Source organism: Clostridium sediminicola (genome assembly GCF_050402865.1).
Lineage (GTDB): Bacteria > Bacillota > Clostridia > Clostridiales > Clostridiaceae > Clostridium_AF > Clostridium_AF sediminicola.
Map to the genome: position 1 here is coordinate 1 of NZ_BAABMF010000044.1, position 8,894 is coordinate 8,894.

8 protein-coding genes and 1 pseudogene are annotated in these 8,894 nt (G+C 27.9%); 3 read left to right on the forward strand and 6 right to left on the reverse strand.

Features of this window, described 5'->3' with window-relative positions; genetic code table 11:
• Nucleotides 1-174 precede the first annotated feature (174 nt).
• The 3 genes from ACQ3F0_RS26340 to ACQ3F0_RS26350 form a co-directional block, all read right to left on the reverse strand.
• Nucleotides 175-1,209 carry a M42 family metallopeptidase gene (locus ACQ3F0_RS26340; RefSeq protein ID WP_428868801.1) on the reverse strand — a complete coding sequence of 345 codons (1,035 nt, stop codon included), beginning with the start codon at nt 1,207-1,209 and terminating at the stop codon, nt 175-177.
• A gap of 61 nt (nt 1,210-1,270) precedes the next feature.
• The gene (locus ACQ3F0_RS26345; protein ID WP_428868802.1) at nt 1,271-1,585 is read right to left on the reverse strand and encodes a DUF6142 family protein; all 315 of its coding nucleotides are present in this window, start codon (nt 1,583-1,585) and stop codon (nt 1,271-1,273) included.
• Between the two features lie 44 nt (nt 1,586-1,629).
• Nucleotides 1,630-1,800: a DUF896 domain-containing protein gene (locus ACQ3F0_RS26350; RefSeq protein WP_428868803.1), complete on the reverse strand. Its 171-nt coding sequence runs from the start codon at nt 1,798-1,800 to the stop codon at nt 1,630-1,632.
• Nucleotides 1,801-2,031: 231 nt separating this feature from the next.
• Between ACQ3F0_RS26350 and ACQ3F0_RS26355 the strand changes: the two genes are divergently transcribed.
• Nucleotides 2,032-2,349 carry a hypothetical protein gene (locus tag ACQ3F0_RS26355; protein WP_428868804.1) on the forward strand — a complete coding sequence of 106 codons (318 nt, stop codon included), beginning with the start codon at nt 2,032-2,034 and terminating at the stop codon, nt 2,347-2,349.
• Nucleotides 2,350-2,432: 83 nt separating this feature from the next.
• On the opposite strand, the gene ACQ3F0_RS26360 is transcribed toward ACQ3F0_RS26355, so the two are convergent.
• On the reverse strand, nt 2,433-3,860 hold the full coding sequence (locus tag ACQ3F0_RS26360) for a sensor domain-containing diguanylate cyclase (RefSeq protein WP_428868805.1): 1,428 nt from the start codon (nt 3,858-3,860) through the stop codon (nt 2,433-2,435).
• A 246-nt stretch (nt 3,861-4,106) separates the two neighbouring features.
• Between ACQ3F0_RS26360 and ACQ3F0_RS26365 the strand changes: the two genes are divergently transcribed.
• Both ACQ3F0_RS26365 and ACQ3F0_RS26370 read left to right on the forward strand, forming a co-directional pair.
• Nucleotides 4,107-5,219, forward strand: a complete 1,113-nt coding sequence (locus ACQ3F0_RS26365) for an MGDG synthase family glycosyltransferase (RefSeq protein WP_428868806.1) — start codon at nt 4,107-4,109, stop codon at nt 5,217-5,219.
• A gap of 28 nt (nt 5,220-5,247) precedes the next feature.
• Complete coding sequence (locus tag ACQ3F0_RS26370; RefSeq protein WP_428868807.1) at nt 5,248-7,125, forward strand: LTA synthase family protein; 1,878 nt, start codon at nt 5,248-5,250, stop codon at nt 7,123-7,125.
• Nucleotides 7,126-7,151: 26 nt separating this feature from the next.
• Here ACQ3F0_RS26370 and ACQ3F0_RS26375 read toward each other — a convergent pair whose 3' ends face one another.
• Together ACQ3F0_RS26375 and ACQ3F0_RS26380 are read right to left on the reverse strand one after the other, a co-directional pair.
• Nucleotides 7,152-8,600: an MFS transporter gene (locus ACQ3F0_RS26375; RefSeq protein WP_428868808.1), complete on the reverse strand. Its 1,449-nt coding sequence runs from the start codon at nt 8,598-8,600 to the stop codon at nt 7,152-7,154.
• 167 nt (nt 8,601-8,767) lie between these two features.
• Nucleotides 8,768-8,894: pseudogene (locus ACQ3F0_RS26380) on the reverse strand (pyruvate ferredoxin oxidoreductase); the annotation flags it as partial.

The window sequence follows — 8,894 nt, forward strand, 5'->3', positions numbered from 1 at the left end:
TTTAACGTACATTACCAAACTAATCTTTGTCCATTGTTTGTTTAAAAATGATGGTTTATTAAGTGTACCATTTTTTAAAATAAATTTTTCGAAAAAAATTATTGACTTTTTATAACTGGTCTATACATTAAAAAAAACCCCGACTGGAGTTTTTTTATTTCTTATTAATAATATTTAAACTGTATATCCTATCAATAATCCTACGGTATTAATTATCCCATCAATATGAGTTCTTTCCATACCATGTGAAGCGTGTACTCCTGGACCAATTAAAGCTCCTTTAATATTGTTTCCTCCACGCAAAGCAGCTGATACATCAGAACCATAAAAAGGATAAATATCTACTGCATAATTGAGTTCATTTTCTTTAGCAATCTCAATAAACCTTGAAACCATATGGTAGTCATAAGGTCCTGAAGAATCTTTTGCACAAATGGAAACTTGTTGTTCTGTACAACTTAAGTCTTCACCCATAGCACCCATATCAATAGCAATAAACTCATCAATATCCTGTGGAATATACGAAGCTCCATGCCCTACTTCTTCATAAACAGAAATCACAATTTTTACTGTATTTTTTAATTTAATTTTTTCTCTATTTATGTATTCCATAAATCCAAATAATACACCTATACCTGCTTTATCATCTAAATGTCTTGATTTAATGAATCCGTTTTCTAAAATTGATGTTCTAGAATCAAATGAAATAAAATCTCCTGCTTCAATTCCTAATGTTATAACATCTTCTTTAGAGTTTACCAATTCATCAATTCTTATTTCCATGTTTTCTTCTTTTCTTTCCTGCTTTCTTGCTTCACTATAAACATGAACAGAAGGTTGCGTAGTCAAAACTGTTCCCGAATACCTTTTACCATCTCTTGTGTGAATAGTACAGTATTCACCTTCAACAGTACTCATCATATATCCACCTATTGTAGTAAATCGAATCTTGCCATCATTTTTCACTGCTCTAACCATAGCTCCTAAGGTATCTACGTGTGCTGATAAACCAATAACGTAGTCACTATTTCCACCCGGTAAAGTTATGATGCCACATCCTTTATTGGTTTTTTCAAATTCAAATCCAAATTCCTTAACATATTTCTCAATTTTATTCATTATCTCATGGCAAAATCCACTTGGGCTTGCTGTATTCAAAATATCTTCTAAAATTTTTGTAATATAATCTTTATTAATATTGTAATTCAAAATACCGCCACCTTACTTTTATAATTTTTTTCTTTAAAATTACAAGTTTCTATTAATTTCATCAACCTGATATCATCAATACGATAAAAAATAAAACTAACATTAAGTTAAGTATTACACCAATAATAGCAAAGATTCTTTTCTTTTTCTTATTTAAAATTCCTATTATGCCCAATATTGTTCCTACCATAGCTATTAGCACTGAAAATATGGCTATAATACCAATCACTAACTCAGAATTAGTTTCATCTAGAGGCAATGTGGAAATGGATAAAAATAAAGTTATTGCAAGAATTCCACTTACAAAAGATGATATTCCGACTTTACTATGCCTTTTAACTTTTTCCTCTTCTGTATCCACTTCTTTATACTCCATAATTATACCTCCAATTTAAATACAGTTCCTTAATTTAAAAATTTTTAATTTACTTTCTTCACCTTACTTATTTCATTTCTAAAATTACTTTTAAAAACTTTAATATAATATTCTCTTAATTCCTTCTGTTCAACTTTTTCTTCATTCGTTAATTCTTCGTTTTTGCTTTTATTATATAAATAATTTATTCTTTCTATTACTTCCTTAAATTCCATAACGCAAATACCTCCCAAATAATATTCATTTTATCACACTCAAGGAAATATTATATCACAGAATTTTATTTCTGATAATATTAAGTTAATAGTTAGAGTTATTTGTATATATAAAAGGTATAAAATTATAAAAATAAAACAAAATAATATTATGTTTTATAAAAGAATAACATTTCAAGCTTATACATCGTTTTAATTATAATATACTCAATAAAGAGAGGATTTGTATTTATGAGCATTAATATCAACACTTCTATAACATGTCCAAACTGTAATAACACTTTTTTTCAAATTAAACGTGAAGCAACATACATATATACTTATGACATTAATTCCCCAAAGACTGAACCAATAACTAAAAATGTAGACGAAGTACCATACTCTTTTGAAAACCGAGAACAACTAACTGAAAAAGAATATCTATTATGTAAAAAATGTGGTGCAAAATTTCCCTGTACTCTTAACAAAAATCAAAATAATATTAGCCTTACAATTTTACAGAAGGCAATACGCTCAGAACATCAGAAAAATCCAGAATATTTAGGCTAAAGAGACTGTTAGTAGCATTACAATAAAGCAAATCATTTGATTTGCTTCTAATATATAATAACTCTGTCTGGCTATATAAAGCTTTACTCTTTTGATTTATTGTTATTTTTAATGTGTTTTTTTTGTTCATACATTTTTTCATCTGCTGCATCAACTAAAGCATTATAGGTCAATCCATCTCTTGGATAACAAGATAATCCATAACTAAAATCATAGCTGAAAGATCTATCCCCTACCTTTATAATTTGGTTTTTACACTTATGAAGTAACCTTTCCATCTTATGTACCACCGTTTCTTCTTTAGTATGTAATACAAGTATTACAAATTCATCCCCGCCTATCCTACCTATCGTGTCAGATTTTCTAAAATTATCTTTCAATAAATCTGAAAACTTTACTAAAACCTTATCGCCCATTAAATGACCATAGGTATCATTTACCCATTTAAATGCATTAAGATCTAAAAGAACTAAACTAAATTCTTCTTTATACCTTTTAGCTCTACTTAATTCATTCTGAAAAATCTTTCTAAAATATCTTCTATTACAAACCTCCGTTAGTTCATCATATCTTGATAATTTCTTAGTTCTTTCGTATAGCATTTGTTTTTCCATAGCTATAGCTGCTTGTACACTTAAATGCTCCAAAAACTCTAAATCACTTTCGGAGAAAACACCTTTTTCTTTACTATCAATATTTAGAAATCCATATACCTTTCCTTTTACCATAATTGGAACACTCATAGAAGCTCCAACTAAAAGCCCTCCTGATGCATCAATAATATCAGGTGATACGACATCTATCATTTCTTCAACATCATTTATCATTGCTGATTTTTCAATATCTCCATTATTTTTTCTATAAATAAAAGAATCTTTAACGTTTATCCTAAAACTATCAGTAATATTATTATTTCCTCTATATGAAGCAATAGTAAGATTCCCTAATTTATCCATAATTAATACACTTCCCATTTCCCCTTTTGGAATAGATTTAAGTGCATTATCTACTATAATATCGAAAAGTGTAAAAAGGTTAGTAGTATCCATAACTGAATGTACTATTTGTAGTACTGATTCTCTTAAAGTAATAAGTTTTTTTAAATTTTCTTCTTTTTCTTTGCTTTCAGATATATCGATAATTATTCCGTAAATACTTTCTTTATTACCATTTTTATCATACTCATACTCAGCGATAATTTTAACCCATTTTTCTTCTTTTCCTAATACTAGCCCTTTTATTTCAAATGGTTCAATCTTATCTTTTTTATACATTTCATTCAATATAATCATTGTTTCTTCCCTATTCTCCATAGGAACTAGTCTATTTATCGCTTCTTCTAAACTCAATTCTAGCTGTTTTTTATTCATGTCAAATATTTTATGAAACTCATCATACACTATTATCCTTTTATTGCTCAGTATCAATCTAAACTCTGCAAGAATAATAAAATTCTTCAATAATGTCATTGTTTTCTTCAAATTGACATTCTCTAAATTCGAAATATACATTAAAAACACCCTTTCATGAGGTATAAGGTTATTATATCATGTATTTTCCATATTTTTAATATATTTATAAAAAATGTTTTATATAACATCTATTTTCATTACTTAATTTTAGATAATTTACAAAACATTTATAATTCTTATTGATGAAAACTTGAAAAAAAACATCTTATATTGATATAATAAGAATAGTTTGGTAAACATAACATTAATTATCTAAATCATCTATTCTTTAGGGGGGTTATAACTATGGGAAGAAAAGTCCTTTTTATTTCTTCCGACTTAACAGGTCATGGACACAAAAGCATAACTGAAGCTATATGTAAGAAACTTGGTATTCTATCACCAGATATCGACATCAAAGTTATAGATGGCTTTTATCTAGCTGGAAAACTAGGAGAAAAAACCGGAAAAATGTATGTCCCTATGACTATATATGCAAAATCACTTTGGGGTTTTTTATACAAAATAAGTTCAAATAAACATAAAAAAGTAAATTCTTTTACCGCAAAAATTATCAAAAAAAGGTTTTTAGAAGTTATTAACTCATTTAAACCTGACTTGATTGTTTCCGTTCACGCTGTCTTTGTTGGTTCTATAATTAAAATTCTACAAGATAGCAATTTAGAAATTCCTGTGGTTACTCAAGTAGCGGATTTGGTCTCCATTTCTGCCTTATGGTCAGATCCAAATGCTATGTATACAATATGTCCTACTTTAGAAGCAAAAGAAAGAGTAATGCGTTTTGGTGTTCCAGAAGAAAAAATCATTCTATTTAATTTACCAGTGAGAGAAAATTTTTGTGAATTTGACAAAATAAATGTTTCCCATATCAATGACAAATTAACCTTTCTAATTATGAATGGTTGTGAAGGTAACGGTAATGTAAAGAAAACTGCTGAAACTCTTTTATCTAATTTTAATTGTAAAGTTATTATAATTACAGGAAGAAATGAAAAATTAAAAAAACTACTAGATCTTACTTTAAAACAAACTTATAAAGAAGATATCGAAATATTAGGTTACATAAATAATGTTGAAAAATACATGAGTACATCAGATATATTAATAGCTAGAGGAAGTCCTAACGTTTTAATGGAAGGAATTAACTGTTGTATCCCAATCATTGTTTCCGGTGCTTTTCCAGGGCAAGAAAAAGAAAACCCTGATTTTGTGGTAAATAATAACTTAGGCGTATACTGTGATAATTATAAACAGTTACCTAAAATAATTAAAGATTTAACTCAAGATGATTATCTTAAATTAAAAGAAATACGAAAAAATCAACTTAATTATAGAGATTTGAAAGTATCCGAAAAGATTTCAAAATTTATAATTAATAATGTAGAAAATGTAAGTTAACAAATTTTTAGGTTTGAAAGGTGATTTTATGGAAGATAAATTAGAATTAAATATTTCAGCAACTATTAAAAAACCAAAGTATTCAATTGTACATTTTTTCATATTAACTATTTTATTAAAATGTATATATTTTCACTTTACTACTGGACTTAACAATTTTCCTTTATTTAGTAAATCTAATTTTATAATGATAACTGGAACACTTAGTTCATTATTTTTATTGTTATCGATTATTTTACTAATTACTAGGAAAAAATTAAATAATAGGCTTCTTTTTTGGTCTATAATAATTTCTATTCTACTTTTAGTAGATACTAACTTTTTTAGATATTATAGAAAGCTCTTAAGCATACCAGCTTTTTCTAGTTTTGATTTAAAGTTAATATCCAATGTAAATAATTCTATCTTTGGCTTATTTAAATTTACTGACATTATATATTTAATAGATTTACCGTTTTTAATTTATTTTTCAAACAAACTATCTAAAAAAAATTTATATAAATTTACCACAAAAAAGTCTGTAGCATATTCAATACTTTTAGCCTTTCTTTCACTAAGCCTATTTTTAATTAGCTTTACTTATGCTGATATAAATAAGAAAGCTGATACATCAAGATATGTTACAAGAAATATGGGCATATTTTATGGTCATTATAATGATGTAAAACAATTTTTTTCGGATAAACTCACACAATCTGCTCTTACTAAAAGTGATGTTCAAACAGTTAACACTTATATTAGTAACAATAACTCAGTTAATAATTCCTTCACAGGAATTGCTAAAAATAAGAACTTAATTATTGTACAAGTTGAAGCCTTACAAGAATTTGTTATAGGCAGAAAAATTAACGGTGAAGAAATCACACCTAATATGAATGCGCTTATTAAAGAAAGTGCATACTTTGATAACTTTTATTACCAAATTGAAGATGGTAGTACTTCTGATGCTGAATTCCTTTGCAATACATCTTTATACCCACTTGAAGCAGGATCAGTATATTATAGATATCCAGAAAATACTTATCCTTCTTTAGCTAAGTTAGTAAAATCAAATGGCTATAATGCATATGTATCACATGCTTATTCATCTATATTCTGGAATAGAAGACAAATGTATGAAAACTTGATGTTTGATAAATTCATAGATTCTAGTTGTTATGAGATGGATGATTTACTTGGTTGGGATGGCACTGCCCTTAGCGATTCATCTTTCTTTAAACAGACTTTTGATAAAATCAACACCAAAGATCCTTTTTATAACTTCTTAATCACATTAACTACTCATTATCCATTTGATACATTTAGAGATTATAAATTTGAAAATGATACATTTGATGTTGGTGAATATAAAGAAGAATTTATTGGAGATTATATAAAAGCTGCACATTACGCAGATATTACTTTAGGCATTTTTATTGAGGAACTGAAATCCCGTGGCTTATATGATAATTCAGTAATTGCCATTTATGGTGACCACTTTGCAGTTCCAATAAATAAGAAAACTGACTTATTAGAATACTTGGATATTGAAAATTCTGATACTGAGTGGATTAAACTACAAAAAGTTCCTTTCATACTTCGCTATCCAGGTGTTAGACAAGGCGATATAATCCATACGACAGCTGGACAAATTGATATTATGCCAACAGTAGCTAATCTATTAGGTATGAGGCCTGATTATGCCTTGGGGAAAGATATATTAAACACAAATAAAGGTTATGTTGTGCTCAGAAATGGCTCAATCATTTCTGATGAATACTACTATTTTAGTGATAAAAAGAAAGTTTATGATATTGAAACTGGTGAAGAATTGAATATAGATGATTATAAATCTGAAATTGAAGAATATCAAAAACAATTAGAAATATCTGATATTATTGTCACAAAAAATGCCTTAAAAAAATAAAAGTGCGGAATACTACCGCACTTTTTCTATTCATCATATTCTAGAATTAAATTTTGCTGCCTTGCTATAACAATATCTTCTTGAATTATTTTCATTTTTTCTTTTGTGATAGAGTATTTTCTATAAGACATTGCAGCAAGTAAAAAGCTTATTATGCAACCAATTCCTAAAATCAAACCTAACACCATTGCTGTAAAATCTGATTGAATTTCTAAACTTGAATCAAAATTAACAATATCCAATATCATTCCTAAAATAAATATTGCTACTGCTTGAGAAAGTTTATATCCCAAAGTCATACCTCCATAATATACCCCTTCTATTCTTCTTCCTGTATTTAACTCTTCTTCATCAGTTGTATCTGCAATCATAGATAGTGGCAAGGTAAATAATCCACCTGTACCAAATCCACCAATCAGAGCAAAGGGAATCAAATAAGTAAAATTCACTCTGACAATTTCTTTTAAAAATACCATTATAACAAAATAACTACTTGCAATTATTGATAAAACTAATCCTAAGATTACTGCTGGTTTTTTATCTTTTTTCTTAGAAAACCAGAGCCAAAATGGCTGACTTATAATACCCATACCTAATTGTATACCTAAAATAATTGCTATCTTATAGTTTCCCATTAAAAATGTATAAGTAAAGACATGAAGTCCCACAGATCCAAGAATAGCAGAAGAAATATTGGTAAATAAATATCCAATTACAACAACCCTATAATCTTCGTTTTTCAATGCATTAAAAAGGCTTTTTAGCGCATTTTCACTTTTATCATTTTTATTACTTTTAGGTAAAACTTTGATATATTTTTTTGTCGAATAGAAACATACTAATCCAAAAAACACCATTAGTATAGATGATACAATTGCCATATTTTTATAAGCTTCTGGATTCAATTGTCCTATAGGAAAACTTTCAGTTGGGCGGAAAAATAAAACCATTGATACTGCTGTAGCAAAAGCAATCCCTAACATAAAAAAGCTCATCTTTATTGATTGAATGGACGTTCTTTCATCATAATCATTTGATAATTCTGCTCCCAAAGCAGTATATGGTGTTGCGTATACTGTCATAAAACTCTTTAAAATAAGTATGTCCACCAATATCCAAAAGAACTTTATATTAGTTGAAAGAGATGGATCTATCATCCATAAGAGAATATTAAAAACTGCCGTTGCAATTGTACCAATGATAATATAAAGATGTCTTCGACCAAGACCTTTAATGTTTGTTTTATCAGATATATACCCCATTAAAGGATCACTTATAGAATCCCATACTACACTAATACTTATTGCAATACCAATAAGTCCTCCAGGAATATTTAGTATTGCTGTTGAATAAAAAACCAAATATGAGGAAATCAATTGAGATACAACACCAAATCCAAAATTACCAACTCCATACCCTATCTTATCTAAAAATAAAACTCTATTATCTCCCGAAACGCTCTTTTTAGCATCCATTGCTTTCCCCCAAATATAATATTACTAGCTATAGGTTGTATACTTCTAGCCCTCAGATAATTGTACCATACATTTTCACAACAGTCATCGATATAGCGTGCTATAAGCTTTTATTTACAATATATTTACATGTAAAATAAAAAACCCCGATTAAGGGGTTTTAACGTTTATTTTTCACCACATCTAACTAATAGTTCTTCCCATCTTCTGTCAACTTCAGCTTGCATTTCTGCAATTAGATGTTCATTACCTTTTTTGAATAGATGTTTGAATCTTCCTTGTGGTCTTAAGAAA

Coding starts and splice junctions, on each gene's coding strand:
- ACQ3F0_RS26360 (WP_428868805.1), bottom strand. CDS start 3,860: ATGTATATTTCGAATTTAGAGAATGTCAATTTGAAGAAAACAATGACA.
- ACQ3F0_RS26375 (WP_428868808.1), bottom strand. CDS start 8,600: ATGGATGCTAAAAAGAGCGTTTCGGGAGATAATAGAGTTTTATTTTTA.
- ACQ3F0_RS26365 (WP_428868806.1), top strand. CDS start 4,107: ATGGGAAGAAAAGTCCTTTTTATTTCTTCCGACTTAACAGGTCATGGA.
- ACQ3F0_RS26355 (WP_428868804.1), top strand. CDS start 2,032: ATGAGCATTAATATCAACACTTCTATAACATGTCCAAACTGTAATAAC.
- ACQ3F0_RS26370 (WP_428868807.1), top strand. CDS start 5,248: ATGGAAGATAAATTAGAATTAAATATTTCAGCAACTATTAAAAAACCA.
- ACQ3F0_RS26350 (WP_428868803.1), bottom strand. CDS start 1,800: ATGGAATTTAAGGAAGTAATAGAAAGAATAAATTATTTATATAATAAA.
- ACQ3F0_RS26345 (WP_428868802.1), bottom strand. CDS start 1,585: ATGGAGTATAAAGAAGTGGATACAGAAGAGGAAAAAGTTAAAAGGCAT.